Raw genomic sequence first — 21,958 nt, 5'->3', positions numbered from 1 at the left:
GGCGCCGGTCCAGGTGGCCAGGAGGGCCTGGAGTTCGCGGAGGACCGCGTAGAGGGTCAGGCCGGCGCAGGGGCTTTTGGGTCGAGCCTGAGCATGGTGCAGAAGGCCTGGGCGAGGGACGCGAGGGTGACGTGGCGGTGCCAGCCGAGGTAGTTGCGGCCCTCGAAGTGGTCCAGGCCCAGACCGTCCTTGAGCTCGCGGTAGTCGTGCTCAACTCGCCATCGGATCTTGGCGATTCGTACCAGTTCGCGCAGTGGGGTGTCGGCGGGAAGCGTCGAGAGCCAGTAGTCGGTTGGCTCGGCGGAGTCGGGTGGCCACTCGACGAGCAGCCAGCAGTCGGGCAGGGAGCCGTCGGCGGCGCGGCGGATGGTGCGGTTGGCCGGTCGGACCCGCAGGGCCAGGAACTGCGAGCGCATCTCGGCGTTCGGGTTGCGTCTGGTGGCCTTGCTGCCCTGGCGCCAGGTGACGGTGCGGGTGGCCGCTCGGCCGACGGCCAGGGCCAGGGCGCGCAGGGTGGTGTGCGGTTGGGGGTAGGCGGACACGGGAGGGCGGCCCTGCCCGGAGTACGGCGGGCGTTGGGGTGTGGCATTGCCGGGGTGCGCGGTCGTGGTGGCTTTGACCGCGACCGCGTAGGTCAGGCCGCGCTCGGTCAGGCCCTCGCGAAAGCCGGTGGCGTCGCCGTATCCGGCGTCGGCGGCGACCGGAAGGTCGGGCAACTCCCAGTTGTCGCGCACCTCGTCGAGCATGTCCAGCGCCAGGCGCCACTTCTCCCGGTGCCGCTCGGTGTCCGGGATTCCCGCCTTGGCGCGGCGGCGCCGGATCGCCTCGGCCATCAGCGCGTCCTCGCCGTACTTGGTGTCGTCCCAGCTCTCGGGCAGGAACAGGCGCCAGTCGACAGCCGATGACGCACGGTCACTGACCAGGTTCACACTGACGCCGACCTGGCAGTTGCCGCGCTTACCCAGGGCGCCGCAGTACATCCGCGCCACCCCCGGTGAGTCGTAGCCGTCCTTGGGGAAGCCGACATCATCGATCGCGTACGCCTCGGGAGAAATGTGCGCGGCAGCCCAACGGGCCAGCCGCTCACGGACCTTGGAGTAGTCCCAGGTGGACGATGAGACGAACTGCTGCAGCTGCTGGTGGTCCACGCCCAGGCGCTCGGCCATCGGCTGCATGGACTTGCGCTTGCCGTCCAGCATCAGCCCGCGCAGATACAGCTCGCCCTTGGCCCGCTGGTCCCGACGCGCCAGCGAACCGAGCATCTCCGCCGCGAACGCCTCCAGGCGCGGGCGGACCGTCTCCATCTCCTCAGGTGTCACACCTGACAGAACATCACAATCTACCTGACGATGATCAATCGGGGTACCTAACAAAGCCCTACTAGCCGCCGCCTCGACGTCCTGTGGGCGCTCATCCGTGATCAACGGACCTTCGCGGCTCAGCCACCTCAGCACGGTCTCGCTGCCGGCTGATGATGCGTCTCAGTCCTTGAAGAGAGGATCGTAAGGCTCGCCCTCAGGCGTGAAGATGAGGACGAAGTCCTTTCCGACCCCGAGCGCAATCTCCCGCAAGCGGGCCAAGACGTCCCCTTCAGTGGGAAGGACAAGGCCAAGGGCCGCGGCGGCACGGTCCCGTCGGGCCACGAGGTCTGGCATGTCCTCCAAGTACTCGGCCGCGAGCTGACGACTTTCCTCTGTGGTGAACGTGTGGCAGTCGCGCCACCATGGGGTGACCAGCAGGAGCCGTAGGAGTTCGGGCAGGCCGATCGCAACCAGCGCCGCACCTCCTTCGGAGTCCGCGTACAAGACAGGACGTTCCTCGCCACCTTCGCCGCAGAAGAAGAAGGTGCCCCCGGCGCCGTCGCCGGCGAATCCCTCCAGCACGGCGCCCGAGGCGAGGTGGACATCCTCGACATGGTCGCCTCGGTCCAGGTCGAAATCGCCCGGCCAAGCGAGGAAACGGGCAGCTTCGTCGTGCTCGCGGAGGGCAGCGATCAGCGATTGCATGCGCGGAACCTTACGCCCACCCGTTGACGAACATCATTGGGAATCAGTCACACCGGGGTGGGGCGTGTCCGGCGGATCAAGGACGGACCGGGAGGCGGCGAGCCGGGAAAGAACCGTCAGCCGGGATGAAGCCGCTCGTCGCCAGGATCTCTCGTGTCGGAGAACCCCCGGCAGGTCGCGTACGTCCCGCCCTTGAGTGGCCATTCGGCGCGGACGGCTGGGCGGCTCAAGGTCGTCAGTTCTGGCGCGCCTTCTCGGCGGCCATGGGTAGTTCCAGGCGGGGCCCGTGGAAGCGTTCGCGCAGGAGCCGGTCGTGCGTCACCACGACCAGCGTGCCGGTGTAGCGGGTCAGGGCTGCCTCGATCTCCTCCACCAAGGCGGGGGCCAGATGGTTCGTCGGTTCGTCGAGCAGCAGCAGATCGAGTGGGCCGGCCGTCACGAGCCGGGCCAGTTCGAGCTTGCGGCGCTGCCCCACGGACAGCGCCCGTACGGGGACAGCGAGGTCGACGGCGTGGAACAGGCCGAGCGCAAGCAGTTCGTCGGCGTGCTCGTCGGGCTGCCCCGCCCTGTCGGCAGCGAATGCCGCGAGCAGCGTTCGGTCATCGAAGGCGGTATCGAGCGCGCTCTGCTGACGTAGGAATCCGACCCGCCGCGGTCGGCGAACGATACCGGCGTCAGGCGTCAATTCCCCTGCCAGCAGTTGGAGAAGGGTGCTTTTGCCGACACCGTTGGGGCCGGTGACGAGTAGTCGGTCGCCAGAGGCGAGTTTCAGGGACGGGACGTACAACCGCCCTTTGACCAGGACGCCTTCCAGGTGCGTTGCCGTTGATGTTTCCTCGACGGTTGACGTGCCTTCGACGCGGCCTGTGAACCGCAGCGGTTGCGGAGGCGGCGCCACGGGGTGCTCCGTGAGCCGTTGCAACCGCTCGCGTGCGTTACGGATGCGGCTTTGTGCGCCGTGGGCCCGCGAGCGCGCTCGGAAAGCGCCGGCGCCGCTGAAGGCCCACGGCCCCTTGCGGGGGATCTCGGCCAGCAATCCGATACTGGAGTCGGCGAGGCGTTCCTGTCGGGCGACCTCATTGCGCCATTGCTCGTGATCCCACGCCCAACGGGCCCGAGCCGCCGCCTTGGCGGCGAGGAAGCCGGCGTATCCGTTTCCGTAGCGCCGTACCGTGTGCTGATCGTGGTCCACTTCCAGCACGGTGGAGGTGACGCGATTCAGGAACGCCCGATCGTGCGTGGCCACGATCACTGTGCCTCGATGGCGGCGCAGATGGCCTTCGAGCCAGGCCACGGCCTCGTCGTCCAGATTGTTGGTCGGCTCGTCGAGCAGCAGCAGTTCGGGGGCGGAGGCCAGGGTCGCGGCGAGCGCGAGCCGGGAGCGCTGCCCTCCGGAGAGGGTGCTCAGCGGACGTGTGCGATCCAGTGGCGCGTGCTCGCCAAGTCGGCGCAGGCTCACCTCGACACGGCGATCCGCTTCGTGTCCACCCCGTGCCTCGAACTCGGCCACCAGGGCGGCGTAGTGCTCGAACTCGGCGGGGCCGGCCGTGCCCAGCGCCGTCTCCGTGGTCCGGATACGGCGTTCCAGGGCGCGCAGTTCGCCGAGCATGTGGTCCACGGCATCGCCCACGCGCGCCGAATCGGGCAGATCGAGAGTCTGGCGAAGGTGGCCGATGCCGCCTGGTGCTGTGACGGTCAGGCTGCCGTTGTCGACCGGCTCCTGCCCTGCGAGCAGCCGCAGAAGCGTGGACTTCCCAGAGCCGTTGTCCCCGACGATCCCGACCTTCTCGCCCGGCCGGGCAGTGAGAGACACGCGGTCCAGCACAATGCGGTCGCCATAGCGCTTGGTCACTTCGGCAAGAGCAAGCTGAGACGTGGTGAGAGGAGGAGCAGTCACGGTGGTGCCGGCAGGAGCAGGATGCAAGAGCAGTCCTTTGCTAGGCGAACAGGATCGTGCGGCAAGCAGAAGGAGCACCAGCTGCTCTCCGACGAACCAGAAACTAGACGATACGTTCCGTCTCGTCAACCCCGCTGCACGGAGCCTCCGGCACAGAGGTCCGTCTGTTGCAGATCACCGACATCGATCCGGCGGCCCAGACGGTCCGGCTCGGCAAGCGACCCCATTCCTTCCCGCTGGACCCGGCCTCCTGGACCGTGCTGCAACGCTGCCTGGCCCACCGCGAGGCATGGCCGGCGGCCAACCCGCACGTGATGGTCACCAAAGGAACGAAGGCTGGGCGAAGCCCGGCCCCAACTGCCCGGCTCTCCCACGTTCTTGACGGCTGCGCATACCCGCCCCGGACGATCCGCAGCACCCACCTCCTCAACCTGGTGAACCCCATGGACCCCGAGCTCGTCGCCGCAGCCTTCGGCATGGACCCGCAGGCCACCCTGATCTACCTCGCCAACCACGTCGACCACGGGCGCCTGCCCGGCCCGCGAACACCGGACAGCCCTCCCCGTTGATCCAATCGGTGCCAGACTCGACCACCATGAGCGACTGGTTCCTGCAACAAGAGAACGGCGTCCGATTCGAGTGGGGCCCCACCGGTGCCCAGCAGATGGCGCAGGACGTCGCCTGCCTGGTGGTGGTCGACGTGCTGTCGTTCACGACGTCGGTGACCGTCGCCGTCGAAGCAGGGATCCAGGTCTTTCCCTATGCCTGGCGCGACGAGACGGCGGCAGCGTTTGCCCAGAACAAGACGGCGGCGCTGGCCATGGGGCGGCGAGCCGCCACCTCGACGTCACCGTGGTCGCTGTCTCCGGCAGCCCTCCGGCAAGCCCCGTTCATCCCTCGACTCGTGCTGCCTTCACCCAACGGATCCGCCATCGCCGCGGCGGCAGGCGATTCGACGGTGGTGGCGGGTTGTCTGCGTAACGCCACCGCTGTCGGACGATGGCTGGCCCGGCACGGCTACGGAACTGCGGAACGTCCCGTCGTGGTGATCGCTGCTGGTGAGCGGTGGCCGGACGGAAACCTGCGACCTGCGCTGGAGGACTTGCTGGGTGCCGGGGCGATCATCGCCGAACTGGAGTCACGAGGAGTTGGCCCGCTGTCCTACGAGGCGGCTGCAGCGCGGGCTTGCTTCATGCAGACCGCCGATGTCATGAGTGCCGTGGCCGCCTGTTCCTCGGGCATTGAACTGGCCCGGAGCGGCTTCGCCGACGACGTGGCCATCGCCACGGAGCTCGACGCCAGCGCGATCGTGCCCGTCCTCACCGACGGAGCCTTCAACCACGGCGCCGACGGCACAGGGTCGCCGCCGAACCTGTGAAGTTTCGGCAGCACCTTGCACGAGTTCTCCGGAACAAGGGCGTTTTGGCGATGCCGACGTTGGTTGTGAGGATCGTGCTCGACTTCAGCAGGCCCTCGGCGAACCGACCTGGGTGAGGAAGCTCTCGGATGAGGACCGGCGCGGACTGACCGCGCTGTTCTGGTCGAACGTCAACCTGTACGGAACGCTCCGCCTCGACAGGGACAAACATCGACCTGCCGCTGCTCGTCACCGGGCTCGGCAGAAATTCGATTTGCTCCCGCCCGCGCACGGAAACGCTGAGCAGGACTCTTCGTGGGCGCGGGCCCCGGCACGACGTGGTCAGGCCGAGGGCAGGGTCTGCTCCGTCCAGATGGACTTGCCGTCGCGGCTGTAGCGCGTCCCCCACCGCAGGACCAGCTGGGCCACGATGAACAGCCCGCGCCCTCCCTCGTCGTCGTCCGCGCTGTGACGCAGATGCGGGGCCGTGTGCCCCGTGTCCGCCACCTCGCAGACGAGGGTGCTGTCGCGGATGAGCCGCAGGTGGAGCGGGCCCTCCGCATGCTTCACGGCATTTGTGACCAGCTCGCTGACGATCAGCTCGGTGGTGAACACGAGTTCGTCCAGTCCCCAGTCGCTCAGTCGGCCGGCGACCATCTCTCGCGCCTGGCCGGCTGCGATCGGGTCGGCCGGCAGGCTCCAGGCGGCGACCCTGCGGCTGTCGAGCTCGCGGGTACGAACCAGCAGCAAAGCCGTGTCGTCAGTGGTCGTACTGCCGGGAAGGAGCTCGGCGATGACACGGTCGCAGAGATCCTCCAGGGAACTCGAGTCCTCGCCGAGGACCCTCGCCAGTGTGTCCAGCCCCTTGCCGATGTCCCGCTCACGCGACTCGACCAGGCCGTCCGTGAAGAGGGCCAGCAGGCTGCCCGCCGGGAGTTCGACCTCGAGGAACTCGAAGGGCAGCCCGCCGAGCCCCAGGGGCGGGCCGGCCGGCAGATCCGGGAAGCTGACACGTCCGCCCGGCTCCACGACCGCGGGCGGCAAGTGGCCCGCGCGGGCCATCGTGCAGCGCCGTGACACGGGGTCGTAGGTCGCGTAGAGGCAGGTGGCCCCGGTGGCGACGTCGTCGTCGACGGCTGCTCCGAGGGGGTCCGCACCGGCCCCCGCCGACTGTCCCACCAGATCGTCGAGCCGTTTGAGGAGTTCGTCGGGGGGCACGTCCATGGGCGCGAGCGCCCGCACCGTCGTACGCAGCCGTCCCATGGTGGCCGCCGCGTGAAGACCATGGCCCACCACGTCCCCCACCACGAGCCCCACACGCGTTCCGGACAGCGGGATGACGTCGAACCAGTCGCCGCCGACGCCGCTGAGATCGTCCGTGGGCAGATAGCGATGAGCCACTTCGACCGCCGAGTTCGGTGGCAGATACTGCGGCAGGAGCTGCCGCTGGAGAGCCAGGGCTGCGGCGCGTTCGCGCGTGTAGCGGCGGGCGTTGTCGATGGACACCGCGGCCCGGGCGGCCAGCTCGTCCGCCACCGCGACGGCAGCACGGTCGAAGATTCCCGACCCGCTGTGGCGGATGAAGGTGACGAGACCCAGGGCCGTGCCACCGGCGCGCAACGGCACGACCAGGGTGTCGTCCTCGAGCACCAGCCCGCCCGAGGCAAGGCTGCGGTGCTGCGGCGAGCCGTTCGCGTACTCCACCGGATGCGGGTGACGGTTCAGCGCCCCGGCGGAGTGCGTCGGGCCAGAGCGGGAGGAGGCGCGGATCAGCTCGACCCCCGTCGGGCCCGTAACGCCCGGCACCTCGCCTTCCAGCACCGCCGGAGCGAGGTCGACCTCGACGGCGTCGGCGAACTCGGGCACCGCCACCGCGGCCAACTCGTCGGTCGTGGCGATCACGTCCAGCGTGGTGCCGACCCGGCGGCCGGCCTCGACCAGCAGATTCAGTTGCCGCTGCGCCTCGTAGCGATCGGAGATGTCGAACGCGTCCTCGCACACCCCGAGCACTTGGCCGTCCGAGTCCTGCAGCCGGTAATAGGAACAGGACCACAGGTGGACCCTCCCGGGGTCGCTGGGCTGCTCTCCGAGAAAGTGCAGATCGAGGATCGGCTCCCCGGTCTCCAGCACCTGGCGCATGACCGCATCCAGCGATTGCGGATAGCCCGGTGTCACGACTCTGCCCCTGGGGTACAGCTCGTCGGCCAGCCCGCTCCGGAGTTCCGCGAGCGGCCGCCCGAGCTCCTTCTCGGAAGCGGCGTTGCACCAGACGAGACGGCGCTCGGTGTCATAGATGGCGAAGCCCAGAGGCGACTGGGTGGCCAGACCGTCCAGCATGGCCAGCCGGGACTCCCATTCCACGAACTGCTCACGGCCGGCCGCCACGACGACGCGCTGTGCCGCCCCGGTTCCGGCAAGGTGACAAACCGCGGTGACGAGTTGCAGACGGTGACCGTCACGGTGGACGGCGATCTGCAGGTCGCGCTTCGGGAAAGACAGGGCCGGCGCGTCGGCGGGGCTCGCGGCGAGCGGCTCGGCCGATGGGGGATCGGATGCTGCCGTGGACGTCAGGAATGCGCCGACGGGCCGTCCGATGATCTCCGTCGGGCGATAACCGAGGAGCTCCTGCGCGGCAGGACTCCAGCCGATGACGATGTCCTGGCAGTCAACCACAAATGTGGCAGCCTTCGTCACGTCCAGCGGGCCACGGAAGTCGGTGTCCCCGCTCGCCTTCCCTGGGTAGCTCATGACGCCCTCACCGGCCCGATTCATCAGGTCCAGAGTCCGCCTGATGCTCACGCTGCGCAAACGATCGGATCGGGTCGTGCGTCCGCAGGCGGCACGAACTGGCCCACACCCTGCCCGTCAGCCGTCCGGCCGTCTCCCAGCAGGTTCCCCAGGCCAGCCGCGCTGCCCGTACCCCTTACGTCATCCGGTTCGGTGTGGATGCCGGACGACTTGGACGAAGACGCCAAGCCGACGGCTCGCGTATGAGTTGCCCGCTCTGCCGTCTGCCGGCCACCGCGTCTACTTCATCACCGCGGCCGAACTGGCGGCGAAGTGCCACAAGGCCGCCATCGAAGGCCGCTGGGCAAGCGTCATGCGGTTCTTCGCGGGCCCCCGCCTGCTGGTGATCGATGAACTCGGCTACCTCCCGCTGCCCGGCGACGGCGCCTCGGCCCTGTTCCAGGTGATCAACCAGCGGTATGTCAACTGCCTGCGCTGAGAAGCCGTATCTCAACCGATCATGGAACGTGCGGGTCGAACAGGTTTCCCGCCGGGGTGATCTTCCCGTTGTACGCGCATGAAGACAGGGCCTCTCGGTAGCTCGGGGATGCGAATCTAACCGAGCAATGCCGGGAGGCCCTGGTGTCGTTGTTGTACGCGTCCGAGCCCGTCCAGTTCAACTCGGCTGCACCATCGTGTGATTGCCTCGCGCACGTGTACGGCAACGCGGCCGATCATCCCGATCGGGTGCGCCGGTATCCGTCGGACATGACGGACGCGGAGTGGGCGGAGGTCCGGCCTTTGCTGCCGGTGCCGGCCTGGCTGCAGGGCAGAGGCGGGCAGCCCGAGGGCTATTGCCACCGCCAGATGCTGGACGCGATCCGCTATTTGGTCGCGGGCGGGATCTCGTGGCGGGCGATGCCCGCGGACTTCCCCGCATGGGGCCGGGTTTACGCCTTCTTCCGCCGCTGGCGCGAGCACGGGCTGATCGCCGAGTTCCATGACCGGCTGCGTGGGACGGTCCGTGAGCGCGAGGGCCGTGAGGCCGAGCCCACGGCGGGGATCATCGACGCGCAGTCGGTGCGGGCCGCCGCGACGGTGCCGGCCTCCTCACGCGGCTACGACGGCGGGAAGAAGGTGCCCGGGCGAAAGCGGCACATCGTGACCGACTGCCTCGGCCTGCTCCTGGTCGTCGCGGTCACCGCCGCGAACATCGGCGACCGGGACGCCGCGGCGGGCCTGCTGCAGCGGCTGCGCCGTCTGCACCGCGACATCACCCTCGTCTGGGCCGACGGCGGCTACACCGGCGGCCTCGTTGGCTGGTGCCGGGACAAACTCGCCCTGACCTTGGAGATCGTCAAGCGCACCGACGACATGACAGGGTTCGTGGTGCTCCCCAGACGCTGGGTGGCAGAGCGCACGTTCGCGTGGTTGATGAACTCCCGCCGTCTGGCCCGTGATTACGAGACTCTGCCCGCTTCCAGCGAGGCGATGATCCGGTGGTCGATGGTTACGCGGATGGGCCGGCGTCTGGCACGTCCACGGGCCGCCGGCCGGCGCTGAACATCCCCGACGTCTCCTGCAGGAGCCACCCCCGCTCTGCCAAGCGCCTGGCCTTCGAGCGCACCCCCTCGACCTTCGCCGGCGTCGTCCCCAGGCCCAGCCCCACCGCGATCTCCTTGGCCTTCGCCGGCCCCCTGCCCGCTGACCGCCGCTCCTCCAGCACGCCCAGAATCCGCTGGTAGTCCGGTGCCAGCACCGACACCGTCAGCCCGTCCCGCCAGGGCGGCACCGTCGAGCCCGGCACCGGCACCGGTGAGCACGCCGTTTCCTGCTCCGCCTCGGTCACGGCAGTCGCCTCGGCCGCGGACGCGGCCAGGGCCTCGACCAACTCCTCCCGCGCGATCACTCGCCGGTCCAGCTCGATCTCCGCGGCCTCCAACACCTCAGCCAACCGCGCGGCTTCCTCCCGCAGACCCTCCACCCGCACGCGGGCAGCCGCCTCCCGCTCCTCCAGCATTCCCAGCACCGACGCCACCGCGCACCCCTCGGTCATGAAGCGGACACAAGACGCCGCATGCCTCCCTCACCCCGAGCGAAACCATGCCTGACCAGCAGAAATCAAGGGATCGCGTTCGGTTGAGATACGGCTTCTAAGGCACCGGGCTTGCACAACGGACATCACTGGCGGTGATGCTGCGTTTGCGTCCACCCCCCGCCCCGGCGCGTGCGCTCCGATGGTGGGGCGGGGGCCGTTGACTGGGCCCCGCGTCGCCACAACTCCCAGTGGCCGCACTCGGCGCAGGTGCGGGAGGTGTACGCCGGATCGACGCACACCACCGGCACCCCCGCCCGGCGGGCCTTGTACGCGATGAACGCGCCCAGCTGGTGGAAGGACCAGCTGGAGTGGGTGGCCCGTTGGGGCTTGCGAAGCCGTACCCGCTCGCGGATGCCGGTCAGATCTTCCAGGGCGATCCCGCGACCGGTGCGTTCTGCCTCGGCCACCACATGCTTGGCGATCTTGTGGTTGATGTCCCGCGCCTCCTTGCGCCTGCGCCTCTTCAGACGGCGCCTGGCGGACGGGGTGTTCTTCTTCTGCAGCTTGGTGTGCAGCGTGCGTTCCCGCACCCGTGCGCGGTTGAGCTCGCGTCCGGCCATGATCCCGCCGTCACTGGTGGTGGCGATGTTCACGATGCCCAGGTCGAGGCCCAGGAAGTCCGCCGGATCGGCGTTCCGGGGCTGCTCGGGTACCTCGCAGGTGGCCAGCAGGAACCACCTGCCGTCCCGGCGGACGAGATCGGACTCGCCCGGCGGTACAGGGCCAGGGTGGCCAGCTGCTCGGGGGCGGCGGCGAACGCCACGTCCCTGATCCGACCGGCCACCGTCCAGATCGACGTTGAGCTGACGGTTTCCCATGCGGCTGAGGCGGTGACGTTCTCGGTTGCCGGACCACACGGGCAGGGGCGCGGTTCCGTTGTGCCGTGCGTAGGCGCTCTTGGACTTGAAGCGTGTGATCCCGGCGGTCTCCCCGAGGATCTTTGCCGCGGTGAGAACTCCGCAGCCGGGAATCTCCAAGAGAGCCGGGGCAAGCCGGTTGATGAGGGCGGTGATCTCGGCTTCCAGCTCCCGGACGGTCGTGGTGAGCTCTCGGCAGCAGGCCAGCAGTTGCCTGGCCAGGCGCGCGCCGTGGCGCGGCAGGCCGACGCGGAGTGCGACCGGCGCGCCGACGCCACTGACCGCGGTCTACTGGTCGTGCGGGACGGTGATGACCGGGCAGTGTGCGTGGTGCAGTACGCCCTGACTGACGGAGCCCAGCAGCATGCCGGTGAAGCCGCCGTGCCCGCGTGTGCCCACGACCAGGCCGAGGGCGTCTTCGGACACCTTGGTGAGGACCTGTACCGGGTGGCCTCTCACGACCTCGTGGTGCAGTTCCACCTCCGGATGGGCCGGGGTACGCACCGTAACCGTCTCCGACAGGAGCCTGTGGCACTCCTGGACGGCCGCGTCCTCATCGAGGACCCCGAGCCGTGGAGGGTGCCACACGTACAGGGCCCGCAGGGCCGCGCCGCGCAGGGCGGCCTCCTCGAAGGCGAAGTCGACGGCGGCCGCGGATTGAGGGCTGCCGTCGACCCCTACCACGAAGTACGGCTGCGGCTGGGCGCTGTGTTCCGGCTCCGGTACGACGACCACGGGGCAGGGCGCGTGGGCGATGAGCGGGAGGGCGACGGCGGCGGAGGTGAAGAGCTCCCGGACAGCGCTCAGCTGCCAGGAACCGAGCACGACCTCTGTGGCGTTTTGCGCCTGCTCGCGCAGCACCCACGCCGGATGCCCCTCCGCCAGCAGCCCGGTCACCCGCACCTGCGGATGCCGGGACTCGACGAAGGCGACCGCCTCCTTCAGCACCCGATCCCCCGTCACGTGCAGCGCCTCGTTCCACTCCTCCCAGGACGGCCGCCCGCCCGTCGGGCGGTACCCGGGGGTCGGCACGTTCTGCGCGAGGACCAGCAGCAGGGGCAGGCGGCGCCGGTTCGCCTCGTCGGCGGCCCAGGCGAGCGCCGTGCGTTTGCCGGGATCGGGGTCGACGCCGGCCACGATGGGTTTACGTCCTTGTGCATGCGTCATCGCCGACTCCGGTGGTTTCTTATCGGCATGTCGACCCCGGTACCGGCCGGTGCAGGCGCCGGTCACCGCGGCCGACTCTGTCTTCTCCGGCGCGACGGTGCGTCTACAGGCCCTGGGCGAGCAGGAGTTCGTGGGCGAGTCGTGCGCCGTGTGCCGCTTCCTCGGGCGGAACGTCCTCCGACGGGATGTTCTCCAAGCCACGGGCGAGTGCCCGGACGGCCTCGGCCAGGGTCGCGACCTGTTCTTCCAGCCGGCTCAGTCGGGCCTCCGGCCCGGGCGCGGCATCGGGTTGAGGGGAACGGTTCTGCGTCATGTCGTGCTCCCTGACGAGGTGATGACGGGCCCGGGCCGTTACTCGGCGGGGCGATCAGGCTGTAGGGCATCTGTCGTCACGCCGGTGATGTGCAACACGTTGGTTCTTCAACCGGACGCTCCCGTGCCGGAGTGCTCGTCGTTGACTTTGTGCCGGTCAACGAGCTGCGCCTGATGACTGAGCGGCGCAAGGAAGTTGCCACTCTGAGTGACCGTCAGGTTCTGGTTCCCGCCTTGCCGGGGCGTCGCCATGCTGGTACCTGGCTCGTGCGTAGAGTTCGGTCAGGCAGGCGATTGGAGGAGGAGTGCGCGGATGTCGTGCGGAAGTTGCTCCAGTGCCGCCTCCAGTTGCCCGGGCGAGACGTGTTCGCGTACGACGGCGGTGACCGCGGGAACGATCCGGGGCACTTCTTCGGCAGTGACCTTGGCCTCCTGGACGAAGCGGTTCACGTAGCCTTCGCGGTCGTACTTGATCGGTACGGTGCTGGGGTCCCAGCCGTCGTAGTAGGCGCCCCGCAGCAGGTCGGGGAGTTGCGCGGCGAAGTGGGCGGCCACGTCGATGGTGACCCGGTCGCGGAGCGTGTGCAGCCAGGTGCGCAGCACCCGGTGGGCGAGGTGGCGGTCCTCGGTGCCCAGGGCTTCGGACACCGCTTTCAGCCAGATGTTGGCGGTGTGGATGGCGTGCTCGAAGTCGGGTGGATGTGTGGGAGGCATCGGTCTTGCCCTTCCGGTCTTCCGTGGCGCCCATGCCCTTCTGGGATTGCCGCGCCTCCGGGTGGGCGATGTTCGGCACTGGGAACGGTCGGCTCGATCAGAAGTGGCGAGGGCGCGGGTGGCACCTGCCCGGTGACGTACCGCATGCGCATCACGAGGTGCACGCGGTGGCTTCTCTTTCCTGCCCTAGGTTCCATGCTAGGGCGGACGTAACCGGTTGGCAGCCGCGCCACAGCACGGCGTCACGTGGTTTGGCAGACGGGACCGGCCAACGTTTATCGACGGCTTTGGGTAGCACTTGGTGATCAAGCGGCTCGGCAATATCGACGACAACCGGCAACGCTTGTGCCTCCCCATGCCATCCGCCGACCACTGGCGGACGCGCTCGCCGCGCAATCCGGCGCGGGTGGGCGGGGGCCGGTGGCACTGCGGCCTGGCGGCGTGGACCCGTCTGTACGGCTGGGCGGTGTCCGTGGGCGTGATGGCCCGCAGTCCGGTGGTGACACGGGCGGTGCGGGGCCGCTTTGGGGGCCAGGTCCACGTGGCCGAAGCGCGGAGCGCGCACGCGAGGACGAGTAACGCGCACTGGCTGACGCCCCGGGCGTTCCAGCTGTGGGTGGCGGCGCTGCAGTCTGGTTCGGTGCTGGCCGTCACTTCTCTGTGTTGCGAGCTGGCAGCCGTCTCCCCGTGCCCGGGCGCCGAAGCGCTGTCCGGTGCCATCGAGGAGGCTCGTGCCTGGCTGGAACAGCAGGCCAAGGCGCGCCGGAACCTGTTCGACCAACTGCAGCAGGCCGCGCAGGTCCACGGGACGGTCCAGGTGCGGGCGATGCTGGCGCAGGCCGAGGTGTCGGCGGGTGCCGACCGCAGCAAGGAGGAGGACAGTCATCCTGGCTGCGGGCACGTTCCTGGAGGAACAGAAGCGGAAGGCCGGCTGGGAGCACCGGGACGCGGCTGCCCCCGTGCGCGGACCGAAGATCTACCGCAGCCGCACCTCCCCTCCCGCCACGCCGCCGCTGCTGCGCCGGGTCCGATCCGGCCCGGGCGCCCACCGCCGCGGGCGGGATCTCCTGAGCGACCTGCGGCGCCTGGCCGGCTGCCCGCCCATGAGGTCAGTCCGGCCCACCCGGGGCGGTAGCGGGACCTCCCCAGCGGCCCTATCGCTGCCTCGCGAGCCATTCGTCGAAGGTGGTCGGCGCAATGCGGGCGCCCTCGCCGGGCAGCAATACGTCACCGGCCATCTCCGGGCCGAGCACCGACGACCACGTCGGCACGAGCTTGACCGCGTGGCCGCGCGCGTCGTTGGTACGCCGGGCCATGTCCACCAGGTCCTGCAGATCCGGGCCGGCGACATCGCGGTAACGCCCCTGCGGCGCGCCCGTGGCGATCTCGGCGAGAACATCGGCCACGTCCTCGGGCGCGATCGGCTGTACGAGCAGCGGTGGGATCGTGGCGACGCCGTCCTGCTCGGTCCAGCCCGTCACCGTCGCGGCGAAGTCGTGGAACTGGGTGGCCGGAACGATTGTCCACGGCACCGGGCCCTCGGTCACGAGGCGCTCCTGCTCCCGCTTGCCGGCGTAGTGCGCGTTGCCTACAACACGATCGACCCCAACGATCGAGAGCAGCACATGGTGACGGACCCCTGCCCGCTTCTCGGCAGCGAGCAGGTTCTGCGTGGCGGTGCCGAAGTACGCCACTGCCGCGTCCCGGTCCGCCCCCGTGTAGCTGGTGGCGTCGACGACGGCCTCGACGCCCGTCAGGGCGGCGTCGAGGCCGTCGCCGGTGGTCAGGTCCACACCGAGCGAGCGGCTGATGCGAACGACGTCGTGTGCTGCCCGCTCCAGGGCGGCTACGGTAAGGGCTCCGATGTTCCCGGTCGCGCCGGCAACGGCGATTCGCATAGTGATCCCGCCCTTCTCTCGCACTCCGCCTCCGGGTACATCTTGAACTAAACAGACAATCGAGGAATGCCCGCCGCGCCCCGGACAGTCATCGCCTTGGTGGGCAGCTGTACGACGATGGGCACTGCTTCCCCCTTGCCACAGATAAAGGGGTCGCTTCCTGACGCGGATGTTCCTGCCTCCTGCCCGTGTCCGTGCCGCCGTCGTGGTAGGTCGGTGACGGTCCGGGTCAGGCGACTGGCTCGACGCCGTGGCGAAGGGTGCCCGAATGGACCAGGGCCGCCGCCGGACCCATCCGCCGAATGTCCCGCGTCGGTTTGAGCGGTGAACGGACACGGTACGGACAGCCCCACCGCTCAGCGCAAGGACACAACCCCATGGACCTGAAGCTCGAAGTCATCGTGGTGCCCGTCTCCGACACGGACCGGGCCAAGGCCTTCTACGAGAAGCTGGGCTTCCGCCGGGACCTCGGCGCGTACAACAGGAGCCGCACATGAAGATCGTGTTGCTGGGCGCCACGGGCATGGTCGGCAGCCGTATCGCCGCCGAGGCCGCCGCCCGAGGCCACCAGGTGACGTGCGTCAGCCGCTCCGGAGAGGCTCCCGTCCCGGGCGTGGCCTCGACCGCCGCGGACGCGGCGGATACACCCCGGGTCGCCGCCCTTGCCGCGGGGCACGACGCGGTCGCCTCCGCCCTGGTACCGCCGCGCGACGGCAGCGACCCGAGGGAGCCCTTCCTCGCCCTGAACCGCGCCGTGGTCGACGCCGCCCGCACAGCCAATGTCTCCCGGCTCGTCGTGGTCGGCGGTGCGGGCAGTCTGGAGGTGGCGCCCGGCGAGGCGCTGGTGGACCAGCCCGACTTCCCCGCCGACCTCCGCGGCGAAGCCCTCGCGCACCGCGACGTCCTCGCCTTCTACCGCACGGTCGACGATCTCGACTGGACCTACGTGTCCCCGCCTGCCGAGATCGCCCCGGGCGAACGGACCGGCAACTTCCGCATCGGCGGCGACCAGCTGCTGAGTGACGCCGAGGGCCACAGCCGCATCAGCGCCGAGGACTACGCGGCCGCTTTCGTGGACGAACTCGAGAGCAGCGCACATCTGCGCACCCGGATCTCCGCCACGTACTGAGCCGACGGGGGTTCGCGTCGTAGGCGGTTTTGCGACGGCCGGTTGGTCCTGGCCGTGGACGTCTCGCTGTGGCTGCGGTCAGATGCGCCGTGCTCGCCAGAGCGGCTGTTCTGCCACGCCTATGCGGGAAAGGTCGACGCCTGGATCAACAAGACCCGCACCATGTATCCCCCCGCCGCGCGTGTGGCCTCAGCACGGTCGGCCCACCACAGGGTCCGTTCCTCGCTCCGTCATCTGCCATCTGCGCCGTCTGCACGGGCAGGGCCTCACCCGCGAAGCACGCAAGCTGAGCGCTCTGCTGGAGCAGGCCGGTGACGAGGTGACACATGTCGAACGGCAGGAGGCCGACGCATGGATCGCCCGCGCCGCGCGACGCGCCGCGAGCCGGACCGGCTGTCCGACGCCAAGGTCAGCGAAGTGGCGGCCGCCGTGCGGGGCGCGCCGAAGAAGGCCGCCCCGAGCAGTCCACGACCACCTGGTCGCGGCTGCGCCGCCAGCTGGGTTCCGCGCTGCCGCGGCTTCACCCGGACGACCTGGTCGAGGTTCTCGTCCGGGGCGGCGCCAAAACGCTCGCCGATGAGCCCCTCCTGGCCCGCTCATCGCGGCTGCGGACACCAGCTTCCCGGCCGTGTACCAGGGGTCTGGCGGCCCGGCACGGCCGGGACATACCCGACGACGCGGGCACGGCCCGCGCTTGTGAGGGCGGGCTGGACGACGACCGAAGGGGAGAGGGGATGCAGGGCGACGACGCGGGCGGGCAGTCCGCGGCCGCGCACGCCCGGGACCTACAACCTTCCGGCCGGCTCGGGGCACATGATCTGGGCCACCCGTGTCCGAAGACTACCTGCGGCAGATGAAAGGCCGTCATAGAGACGACACCAGGCGGCTGCAGGAAGGCATCGACCGCCGGATGAACGACCAGCGGATCCTGGAGGTGCTGGCCCGGGACGGCTTCCAGGGGGCACGGTATGAGCAGTTCGTGGGCCTCCCTATGGCGACCGTGGGGTGATGCACGGCCGGTTCCAGCACCTGATCGAGATCTCCCATCGCCCCAACGTACGGTTGCAGATCCTGCCGTTCAGCTTCGGCGGCCACTCCGGCGATTCCGGTACGTTTACCACGCTCAGCTTCCCGGAGTCCGACCTGTGGGACGTCGTCTACCTGGAACAGCTCACCAGTGCCCTCTATGTCGACAATCCCGACGACGTTGCTCAGTACGAGAAAGTCCTGAAGGAACTGCAGCAGGACAGCCCAAGCCCGGACGAGAGCCGCGACCTGCTACGCGGACTCCTCCAGCTTTCCTAATCGTCGCTGGTGATGCAGTCGACGCCTCGCAGGAGTGGCTCCAGAGCGCCCTGCTGCGTATCGCTGGTATTGCCTTCGGTGGCCGGGTTCCGGGGCCGCTGCTGTCCGTCGCGGGTGGCGGGTGTTGGGGTGGTGAGGACGGCGAGGCAGGCGACAACGAGTGCGATGCCGGTCCAGCCGGTGGCGGGGAGGCGTTCGCCGACGACCAGGACGGCGAGGACGGCCGCGACGGCCGGTTCGAGCAGAGACAGCGTGGTGGCGGTACTGGCCGGCACGTGCGCGAGCCCCCAGCCGAACAGGACGTAGCCGGCGAACATCGGCACCAGCGCCATATAGGTGCCGACGGCAGCGTTGGACCAGGAATTGACGAGCGGGGCTCCTGTGGCGAGGAGGACGGGCAGGAGGAGCAGTCCGCCGAGTCCGAAGACGGCGCCCATCGCCGCGCGGGAGGGGATCTCGCGGGTGATGAGCCGGCGTGCTGCCCAGGAGTAGAGGGCGTACGTCGCGGCGGCGACCAGGCCGAGGCCGATGCCGAGCAGCGTGGCGACCACGGACGCCTGCCCGGTGCCGTTGGTGCCGTCAGTGGCATGGGAGGCTTCGGTGACGCACAGCAGGGCGGTACCGAGCAGGCCGAGGGAGGCCGCGAGTATCCAGCGGCGCGTGAGCTGGCGGCCGTCCACGACGCGTTCGATCAGGGCCGAGCCGAGCGGGGCGGTGCCGATCGACACCACGGTGCCCACGGCGACTCCGGCCAGGTGCATGGAGCTGTAGAACGCCAGGGGATAGATCGCCACCGAGGCGGCGCCGAGCAGCACCGTGCCGCGCTGGGTGCGCAGCCGGGGCGCGTGGCGGGCGATCTGCCGGGTGGCGGCGAGGGCTTGGAGGAGTCCGCCGAGGCCCATGGCGACGGCGCCTATGGCGAGCGGGCCCGCATCTGGGGCGAAGGTGGCGGCCGTGCCCGTCGTACCCCACAGCACGGAGGCGGCGAGCACGCACAGGGCCCCCATGCCCGCGGACCGGCAGCGCTCGATGCCCTTCACAGCCGGTCCAGCAGGGCCGCAGCCATGGAGCGGGCGTGCTGGAGGCGGTCGCCGTCGCCTTCCAGGCCGGCGCGGGCCATCGCGCCCTCCAGGAGGAAGGCCAGGTGCTCAGCCATCGCGTGCGCTTCCTCGGGGCGGTCGGGCAGCAGCTCTCCCAGGTGCCCGGCGATCAGCCGCTCGACCTCCTCCTTGTGGGCGCGCACCACGGCCCGGCCCTCGTCATCGGCCGGAAGCTCGGCGGCGGCGTTGAGCAGCCCACAGCCACGAAAGCCGTGCTCGTAGGCGAACGCCGCGTGATCGGCGTAGGCGTCGAAGACCGCCAGAACACCCTCGCATGGCCCCTGGGCCTGCTCCAGCCGAGCCCGGTACAAGCCGAGCCACTCCTCGTGCCGCGCGTTCAGGTAGGCCCTCACCAGGTCGGCCTTGGATGAGAAGTTGTTGTACAGGCTCATCTTCGCCACGCCGGCCTCGGCGGTGATCGTGTCGATGCCGGTCGCCGCCACACCATCGGCGTAGAAACGGCGGGCCGCCGCCTCCAGCAACCGCTCCCGCGCCGGACGCCGCCGCCCGCTCCCGGTCGCACTCATGTCGGTCTCGCTCATCACAATCCAAATTAGGTAGGTAGGTCTACCTAGAATGCGGGATAGCAGTCATGGAAGCAAGGCGGCGCGAGTCCGGCGCCTGCCCCTCAGCTGGACCGCCTCAGCCACCCATGGGGTGACCGTGGGCGGCTGAGGCGGACAGAGGAGCTGAGCCCGGCGGGCGGTGGCTCGCCCTTCGGGCGGGATCCGGCAGAGCATGCCCCGGGGACAGTTCCTGGCAACCGCCCTGTCTGTGGGCGTGGCGACGCAGTGATGCCTGGGCGAGTCGGCCGAGGAACTGGCCGACGAGGTGCAGCCCGGTGCGCCGGGTCGGGGTGTCGTCGGCGCAGCCGATGCGCACGGTGTGCTCGATGTCGAAGGCGGCGCCGGGGTGAACATGACGCCGCTCTCCCCAAGATGCTCGCACGTCCCGAGGGCCATGCCCTGGCATGCCATCCCCTCCGGGCTGCCGAACTGGTCATGCAGTTCACGAAAGCGGTAGGCGGCGTCGACCTGCGCCACGCCGCCATTGGTGTACTCCGGCTGGACTACGGCCACCGCCTCGGTCCGCCGCTCCAGCTCGACGGTCTGGCCTACCGGTCTTTGGAACCGCAGTTTTCCGCCCGCGAGCGCATTGATCTGCTGAGTCGCGATCCCGACGGGTGGTCGGCTGGTCCATCGACGCCTCACCCACCGCCGCTTTGGCTACCAACGCACTGAGCATGGTCATCAACAACCGCCATCTGCAGCCGGGCGGCACCATCATCTGCTCCGACCACGGGGTGCAGTTCGGCTCCTGGGCCTTCACCGGACGCGCCCGCGCCTGCGGCCTGCTGCCGTCCATGGACTCAATCGGCTGCTGCAAATGGTCTCTGACGGCAGCGTGACGGTGGTGCGGGTGACGCATGAGGATCGGCTGGCCAGGTTCGGAGTCGGCTGGCTCAAGCGGCTGTTCGCCGTGTACGGCGTCACCCTTGAGGTGCTGCATCCGAAGAAGTCCGGCGGCCGGGACGAACTCCTCGAAGACTTCGTGTTCCTGGTCACCACCTTCGCCGGCCGCCTGTACGGGATGCGTTCGGCGGAGGCCCGCAAGCGGCTGCTCGCCGAGTCCGGGCAGTGTACTGGTGCGCAGGACCGTGCCACGTGAGCCGCAAGATACCGCTCGCCGAGGGCGAGACTTCCCGCACCGCCTGCGCCCGCGCTGTTATGCGCACCGGGATGGATGACACGACCGGCGAACTCCTGCCCACCACCGTGCTCGCCGAGCGCGTCGGCTGGGCGGCTGATCTGGTGTTGGGCATGGTCGGCGTGCTGCTCGGCGAGCACTGGAACGCCACCGACGTGGACGTACTCGCCTCCGGCGAGGATGCAGGCGGCAGGAAGCTACCGTCGAACGCGTGGATGGCCTGCCGTCGGCTCGGCTGGATCGTCGGCCCGCCCGAGGGTGTGAAGGTCAACGACCGGATCGTGCGCATGGCCCAGGAACAGGCCGGACGCACCCTGCGGTCGGTCAAGTGGCGGGCCGACCTGACGGGCGGGGTCATCAAGACATGGCCAACTGATCCGGTGAAGCGCACCCCCGAGGAGTGGGGCGCCGTACGCGACGCCGTTCCCGGCGGTGAGCATCTGCCGTCCAGCGTCATCAAGTCCCGCACCCGGCAGGTCGCCGCGTTCCAGCGGAAGCATGGCCGCCTTCCTGTCGATCTGTTCGAAGCGGAGGCCGAGCCGCGCATAGCGAGGATGCTGCTGCTCGCCTCGTGTGACGGGCAACAGGCCACCATCGAACGGGCTGATGAGCCAGGTCGGGCGCTGCTCAGGTTGCAGCTGCCCACCAGGCCTGATCCGGCCTCGTACCGGGACTGGACGTGGGTGTCCTGCCCGATCAGCCTGCCCCCGACCATCCCGGCCCGTGCGGTGCTGCACCTGCCGACCCTGCGTCTGCACAACGGAAAGGTGTACGCCGACATCGCGTTCACCCACACCGTACCCAAGGCGTCCCGTACGGGGCACGCCGTGGCCCTGGGTGTCGACTGGGGCCTCAATACGCTTCTCTCGGCCGGCGCGATCCGGCGGGGCAGTGACGGCACGATCACTGCTCTCGGTTCCGGGGGCATGTTCCGTGCTGCTGGTGTGCTCGCCAGGCAGCACCGGCTCCGCCGGCACGATGAGCGGCTGCATGCGAAGGCTGACCAGTACGAGCGGCTCATCGGCGGCGCCGAGGATCACGCCCTGACCGTGAAACACCAGGTGCTGCGAGACGAGATCGCTCACGTCTCGGCCCGCAGGTCGAATCTCAACGATGCGTTGGCGTGGTCCGCGGCCCGTTGGACCGTCGATCAAGCTATCGCCGTGGTGACGGTACCTGCCCGCAACACCTCCAAGCACTGCCCGCAATGTCTCACCCCACTCCGGCACCGCAAGGCCCCCGACCGTTCCACCGTCGCGGGTTGGAAGTGGGCGATCTGCCCGAACCTCGACTGCCGGTATCAGGGCGACCGCGACGCCGGCGCGTGGCGGCGTATCGCAGCCCGCGGCCTCACCCACCAGACCGAGACGGTTGTCGACCGCGCCAGCGGCACGATGGTGATCCGCAAGGTCGTCGATGAACTCGAAACCCGCGCCGTGGTCACCCTGACCACCAAAACCAGCCGGAAGGACCGGTCGAAGACCGGCCCCACCCGGCCTCGTACAACACGCCCCGCGCCCAGGCGACGCAGGGCACCCTCCCCCAGCCATCCGCAAGGACGGGCAGGTCAGCGTCCGGAGGGACACGCTCACACGGACCAGAGGCGGCTGCCCCGCGCAGCCCACCGGCACCAGGGCGTGAACACGTCGGTCAAGCACACCCACCAGCCGCACAGGCCGTGAGG

The 21,958-nt window shown here is 69.6% G+C and carries 21 protein-coding genes and 2 pseudogenes; 11 read left to right on the top strand and 12 right to left on the bottom strand.

Going from position 1 to position 21,958, the window contains the following annotated elements; translation table 11 throughout:
* Positions 1-56 precede the first annotated feature (56 nt).
* The 3 genes from ACKTSN_RS01305 to abc-f form a co-directional block, all read right to left on the bottom strand.
* Positions 57-1,319: an IS701 family transposase gene (locus ACKTSN_RS01305; protein WP_409467247.1), complete on the bottom strand. Its 1,263-nt coding sequence runs from the start codon at positions 1,317-1,319 to the stop codon at positions 57-59.
* A gap of 162 nt (positions 1,320-1,481) precedes the next feature.
* Positions 1,482-2,006 carry a hypothetical protein gene (locus tag ACKTSN_RS01300; protein WP_409467366.1) on the bottom strand — a complete coding sequence of 175 codons (525 nt, stop codon included), beginning with the start codon at positions 2,004-2,006 and terminating at the stop codon, positions 1,482-1,484.
* A 235-nt stretch (positions 2,007-2,241) separates the two neighbouring features.
* Entirely contained in the window at positions 2,242-3,903 is a 1,662-nt protein-coding gene (gene abc-f / locus ACKTSN_RS01295) for a ribosomal protection-like ABC-F family protein (protein ID WP_409467365.1), read from the bottom strand.
* A 167-nt stretch (positions 3,904-4,070) separates the two neighbouring features.
* Here abc-f and ACKTSN_RS01290 point away from each other — a divergent pair, with 167 nt between their 5' ends.
* Both ACKTSN_RS01290 and ACKTSN_RS01285 read left to right on the top strand, forming a co-directional pair.
* Entirely contained in the window at positions 4,071-4,472 is a 402-nt protein-coding gene (locus ACKTSN_RS01290; protein ID WP_409467364.1) for a hypothetical protein, read from the top strand.
* Positions 4,473-4,498: 26 nt separating this feature from the next.
* Complete coding sequence (locus ACKTSN_RS01285; protein ID WP_409467363.1) at positions 4,499-5,281, top strand: 2-phosphosulfolactate phosphatase; 783 nt, start codon at positions 4,499-4,501, stop codon at positions 5,279-5,281.
* Positions 5,282-5,602: 321 nt separating this feature from the next.
* Here the strand turns inward: ACKTSN_RS01285 and ACKTSN_RS01280 are convergent, their stop codons facing one another.
* Positions 5,603-8,008, bottom strand: a complete 2,406-nt coding sequence (locus ACKTSN_RS01280; RefSeq protein WP_409467362.1) for a SpoIIE family protein phosphatase — start codon at positions 8,006-8,008, stop codon at positions 5,603-5,605.
* Between the two features lie 247 nt (positions 8,009-8,255).
* Here ACKTSN_RS01280 and ACKTSN_RS01275 point away from each other — a divergent pair, with 247 nt between their 5' ends.
* Together ACKTSN_RS01275 and ACKTSN_RS01270 are read left to right on the top strand one after the other, a co-directional pair.
* Positions 8,256-8,486, top strand: a complete 231-nt coding sequence (locus ACKTSN_RS01275; RefSeq protein WP_409467361.1) for an ATP-binding protein — start codon at positions 8,256-8,258, stop codon at positions 8,484-8,486.
* A 215-nt stretch (positions 8,487-8,701) separates the two neighbouring features.
* On the top strand, positions 8,702-9,550 hold the full coding sequence (locus ACKTSN_RS01270) for an IS5 family transposase (RefSeq protein WP_409467250.1): 849 nt from the start codon (positions 8,702-8,704) through the stop codon (positions 9,548-9,550).
* Here the strand turns inward: ACKTSN_RS01270 and ACKTSN_RS01265 are convergent.
* From ACKTSN_RS01265 to ACKTSN_RS01245, 5 genes and pseudogenes are all read right to left on the bottom strand, one after another.
* Positions 9,498-10,043 carry a hypothetical protein gene (locus tag ACKTSN_RS01265; RefSeq protein WP_409467249.1) on the bottom strand — a complete coding sequence of 182 codons (546 nt, stop codon included), beginning with the start codon at positions 10,041-10,043 and terminating at the stop codon, positions 9,498-9,500. The two genes, ACKTSN_RS01270 and ACKTSN_RS01265, sit on opposite strands and share 53 nt — an antisense overlap.
* A gap of 125 nt (positions 10,044-10,168) precedes the next feature.
* Positions 10,169-11,077 (bottom strand): annotated as a pseudogene (locus tag ACKTSN_RS01260) (RNA-guided endonuclease TnpB family protein); the annotation flags it as partial.
* Between the two features lie 153 nt (positions 11,078-11,230).
* Positions 11,231-12,109 (bottom strand): universal stress protein, encoded by an 879-nt coding sequence (locus tag ACKTSN_RS01255; RefSeq protein ID WP_409467360.1) that lies wholly within the window; start codon positions 12,107-12,109, stop codon positions 11,231-11,233.
* 103 nt (positions 12,110-12,212) lie between these two features.
* On the bottom strand, positions 12,213-12,422 hold the full coding sequence (locus ACKTSN_RS01250) for a hypothetical protein (RefSeq protein ID WP_409467359.1): 210 nt from the start codon (positions 12,420-12,422) through the stop codon (positions 12,213-12,215).
* Between the two features lie 281 nt (positions 12,423-12,703).
* Positions 12,704-13,135, bottom strand: coding sequence for a DUF2267 domain-containing protein (locus ACKTSN_RS01245; protein WP_409467358.1), 432 nt, complete (start codon positions 13,133-13,135; stop codon positions 12,704-12,706).
* Positions 13,136-13,436: 301 nt separating this feature from the next.
* Here ACKTSN_RS01245 and ACKTSN_RS01240 point away from each other — a divergent pair, with 301 nt between their 5' ends.
* Positions 13,437-14,270, top strand: a complete 834-nt coding sequence (locus ACKTSN_RS01240) for a hypothetical protein (protein ID WP_409467357.1) — start codon at positions 13,437-13,439, stop codon at positions 14,268-14,270.
* Between the two features lie 19 nt (positions 14,271-14,289).
* Here ACKTSN_RS01240 and ACKTSN_RS01235 read toward each other — a convergent pair whose 3' ends face one another.
* Positions 14,290-15,033: an SDR family oxidoreductase gene (locus tag ACKTSN_RS01235; protein WP_409467356.1), complete on the bottom strand. Its 744-nt coding sequence runs from the start codon at positions 15,031-15,033 to the stop codon at positions 14,290-14,292.
* Positions 15,034-15,526: 493 nt separating this feature from the next.
* Between ACKTSN_RS01235 and ACKTSN_RS01230 the strand changes: the two genes are divergently transcribed.
* From ACKTSN_RS01230 to ACKTSN_RS01220, 3 genes and pseudogenes are all read left to right on the top strand, one after another.
* Positions 15,527-16,162, top strand: a complete 636-nt coding sequence (locus tag ACKTSN_RS01230; RefSeq protein WP_409467355.1) for an NAD(P)-dependent oxidoreductase — start codon at positions 15,527-15,529, stop codon at positions 16,160-16,162.
* Positions 16,163-16,991: 829 nt separating this feature from the next.
* Positions 16,992-17,171, top strand: a complete 180-nt coding sequence (locus tag ACKTSN_RS01225; protein ID WP_409467354.1) for a hypothetical protein — start codon at positions 16,992-16,994, stop codon at positions 17,169-17,171.
* Positions 17,150-17,467: pseudogene (locus ACKTSN_RS01220) on the top strand (DUF5753 domain-containing protein); the annotation flags it as partial. The gene ACKTSN_RS01225 and the pseudogene ACKTSN_RS01220, both read left to right, overlap by 22 nt.
* On the opposite strand, the gene ACKTSN_RS01215 reads toward ACKTSN_RS01220, so the two are convergent.
* Both ACKTSN_RS01215 and ACKTSN_RS01210 read right to left on the bottom strand, forming a co-directional pair.
* Positions 17,464-18,507 carry a DMT family transporter gene (locus ACKTSN_RS01215; protein WP_409467353.1) on the bottom strand — a complete coding sequence of 348 codons (1,044 nt, stop codon included), beginning with the start codon at positions 18,505-18,507 and terminating at the stop codon, positions 17,464-17,466. The pseudogene ACKTSN_RS01220 and the gene ACKTSN_RS01215 overlap by 4 nt on opposite strands.
* Positions 18,504-19,109: a TetR/AcrR family transcriptional regulator gene (locus ACKTSN_RS01210; protein ID WP_409467352.1), complete on the bottom strand. Its 606-nt coding sequence runs from the start codon at positions 19,107-19,109 to the stop codon at positions 18,504-18,506. The genes ACKTSN_RS01215 and ACKTSN_RS01210 overlap by 4 nt, the downstream gene beginning before the upstream one ends.
* 641 nt (positions 19,110-19,750) lie before the next feature.
* On the opposite strand from ACKTSN_RS01210, the gene ACKTSN_RS01205 reads away from it, so the two are divergent.
* Genes ACKTSN_RS01205 through ACKTSN_RS01195 form a run of 3 tightly spaced genes read left to right on the top strand, consistent with a single transcriptional unit; the run spans position 19,751 to position 21,956 of the window.
* Complete coding sequence (locus ACKTSN_RS01205) at positions 19,751-19,975, top strand: hypothetical protein (RefSeq protein WP_409467351.1); 225 nt, start codon at positions 19,751-19,753, stop codon at positions 19,973-19,975.
* On the top strand, positions 19,954-20,235 hold the full coding sequence (locus tag ACKTSN_RS01200; RefSeq protein ID WP_409467350.1) for a hypothetical protein: 282 nt from the start codon (positions 19,954-19,956) through the stop codon (positions 20,233-20,235). Before ACKTSN_RS01205 ends, ACKTSN_RS01200 begins: the two co-directional genes overlap by 22 nt.
* Positions 20,232-21,956: a transposase gene (locus tag ACKTSN_RS01195; RefSeq protein ID WP_409467349.1), complete on the top strand. Its 1,725-nt coding sequence runs from the start codon at positions 20,232-20,234 to the stop codon at positions 21,954-21,956. Before ACKTSN_RS01200 ends, ACKTSN_RS01195 begins: the two co-directional genes overlap by 4 nt.
* Positions 21,957-21,958: the final 2 nt, after the last annotated feature.

Source organism: Streptomyces flavusporus, assembly GCF_046267975.1.
Taxonomy (GTDB): Bacteria; Actinomycetota; Actinomycetes; order Streptomycetales; family Streptomycetaceae; genus Streptomyces; species Streptomyces flavusporus.
This window is presented reverse-complemented; position numbering and strand designations above follow the sequence as displayed.

Coding starts and splice junctions, on each gene's coding strand:
- ACKTSN_RS01280 (WP_409467362.1), bottom strand. CDS start 8,008: ATGAGCTACCCAGGGAAGGCGAGCGGGGACACCGACTTCCGTGGCCCG.
- ACKTSN_RS01265 (WP_409467249.1), bottom strand. CDS start 10,043: ATGACCGAGGGGTGCGCGGTGGCGTCGGTGCTGGGAATGCTGGAGGAG.
- ACKTSN_RS01300 (WP_409467366.1), bottom strand. CDS start 2,006: ATGCAATCGCTGATCGCTGCCCTCCGCGAGCACGACGAAGCTGCCCGT.
- ACKTSN_RS01210 (WP_409467352.1), bottom strand. CDS start 19,109: ATGAGCGAGACCGACATGAGTGCGACCGGGAGCGGGCGGCGGCGTCCG.
- ACKTSN_RS01285 (WP_409467363.1), top strand. CDS start 4,499: ATGAGCGACTGGTTCCTGCAACAAGAGAACGGCGTCCGATTCGAGTGG.
- ACKTSN_RS01235 (WP_409467356.1), bottom strand. CDS start 15,033: ATGCGAATCGCCGTTGCCGGCGCGACCGGGAACATCGGAGCCCTTACC.
- ACKTSN_RS01230 (WP_409467355.1), top strand. CDS start 15,527: ATGAAGATCGTGTTGCTGGGCGCCACGGGCATGGTCGGCAGCCGTATC.
- ACKTSN_RS01255 (WP_409467360.1), bottom strand. CDS start 12,109: ATGACGCATGCACAAGGACGTAAACCCATCGTGGCCGGCGTCGACCCC.
- ACKTSN_RS01200 (WP_409467350.1), top strand. CDS start 19,954: ATGGTCTCTGACGGCAGCGTGACGGTGGTGCGGGTGACGCATGAGGAT.
- ACKTSN_RS01245 (WP_409467358.1), bottom strand. CDS start 13,135: ATGCCTCCCACACATCCACCCGACTTCGAGCACGCCATCCACACCGCC.
- ACKTSN_RS01250 (WP_409467359.1), bottom strand. CDS start 12,422: ATGACGCAGAACCGTTCCCCTCAACCCGATGCCGCGCCCGGGCCGGAG.